General features: G+C 54.4%; 3 protein-coding genes. All 3 read left to right on the top strand.

Going from position 1 to position 1,646, the window contains the following annotated elements:
* Positions 1–536: DUF475 domain-containing protein (locus EPO09_RS21485; RefSeq protein WP_290646533.1), on the top strand; the 536-nt coding region annotated here is incomplete at its 5' end.
* 3 nt (positions 537–539) lie between these two features.
* Entirely contained in the window at positions 540–1,280 is a 741-nt protein-coding gene (locus EPO09_RS21480; protein ID WP_290646531.1) for a TerC family protein, read from the top strand.
* A gap of 27 nt (positions 1,281–1,307) precedes the next feature.
* Positions 1,308–1,646 (top strand): GNAT family N-acetyltransferase (locus EPO09_RS21475; protein WP_290646529.1); only part of this gene is annotated, 339 nt, incomplete at its 3' end.

Below are 1,646 nucleotides of genomic sequence, written 5' to 3'. Positions count from 1 at the left end.
TGATCGTCTCCGCGGCGCGCATGCTCAAGAGTGAAGAAGACGAGTTCGATCCCGGCAAGAGCGTGCTGGTGAGGCTGGCACGCAAGGTTTATCCGATCACCGAGCAGTTGGATGGCAATCGATTCTTCACCCGCGTCAATGGCGCCTCGGCTGCCACACCCTTGTTCGTGACACTGTTGTTCGTGGATCTTGCCGATGTGGTGTTTGCAGTGGATTCCATTCCCGCCATTTTCGCCGTCACGCAGGATTCATTCCTGGTGTTCACGTCCAATGCCTTTGCCATTCTCGGCTTGCGTTCGTTGTATTTTGCCGTGGCGGGATTGATGTCCCTGTTTAAGTATCTGAAGATCAGCCTGGTGTTCGTGTTGGGTTTCATCGGCGTCAAAATGTTATTGCATCATCACGTGCAGATCTCGAACGTCTTATCCTTGCTGGTGATTCTGGTGTTCTTGGGGATCGGTGTGCTGGCATCCATCCAAGCCAATAAACGTGAACGGTCGGCCACGTCGCAACATAGGCCACAAAATAGGAAATGAGAGATGCTTGAACTATTGACCAACCCGGAAGCCTGGGTGGCGTTCGGCGTGCTGACCGCGCTGGAAATCGTGCTCGGCATCGATAACATTATTTTCCTGTCGATTCTGGTCGGTCGCTTGCCGGCAGCCGATCGACCGCGTGCACGCACCATCGGACTATCGTTGGCCATGCTGATGCGCATTGGCTTGTTGCTATCCATCACTTGGGTGATGAGCTTGGAAGCGCCATTCTTTACGGTCTTCGGTCGCGATATTTCCGGTCGCGATTTAATCCTGCTGGGCGGCGGTTTGTTCCTGATCGCCAAGAGCACCATGGAGATTCACGGTAGTCTGGAAGGCGAGGAGCACGAGCACAACGTCAAAGGCGGGGCCAGCTTCGTCAGCACCATCGTGCAAATTGCAGTCATCGATATCGTGTTTTCGCTGGATTCGGTGATTACCGCCGTGGGGATGGCGAGCCACGTGCCGGTGATGATTGCTGCGGTGATCGCGGCAGTGGGTGTAATGATGTTCATGGCCGGACCGATTTCCGACTTCGTGGATCGTCATCCCACCATCAAGATGCTGGCGCTGTCGTTTCTGATCTTGATTGGTACCGCGCTGGTGGGTGAGGGGCTGGGCTTCCATATTCCGAAGGGCTACATTTACTTTGCCATGGCATTCTCAGTGATTGTCGAAATGCTCAATATTCGCTTGCGCAAGAAGGTGCAGCCGGTGCAGTTGCGTAAGGAGCTGGAAGAATAATGCAGGGGCGAAACTACGAGTGTGCATATGAACATCACCTATCACCATGACCGCAGCATTAGCAGCGAACAATTTATCGACGTACTGAATCGTTCGTCGCTGGGTTTGCGTCGCCCGGTGAATGATGCCGCCTGCATTGCCGGTATGCTCAAGCATGCGGATCTACTCTGCACTGCATGGGATGGCGATCAGCTGGTGGGCGTGGCGCGCTCGGTGACGGATTTTTCTTACTGTTGCTACTTATCGGATTTGGCCGTGGACGAGTCGTATCAACGCTCTGGCATAGGTAAGGAACTGATTCGTCAGACGCAGCTGCAACTCGGCCTATTGTGCAAGATCATCCTACTGGCGGCGCCCGCGGCGAAG

Source organism: Aquabacterium sp. (assembly GCF_004297345.1).
Classification (GTDB): Bacteria; Pseudomonadota; Gammaproteobacteria; order Burkholderiales; family Burkholderiaceae_C; genus Aquabacterium.
The sequence above is the reverse complement of the archived record's forward strand: the minus strand, read 5'-3'. Positions and strand labels throughout refer to the sequence as shown.

Excerpts from the sequence above, each read along its gene's own strand:
- EPO09_RS21480 (WP_290646531.1), top strand. The coding sequence starts at position 540 with ATGCTTGAACTATTGACCAACCCGGAAGCCTGGGTGGCGTTCGGCGTG.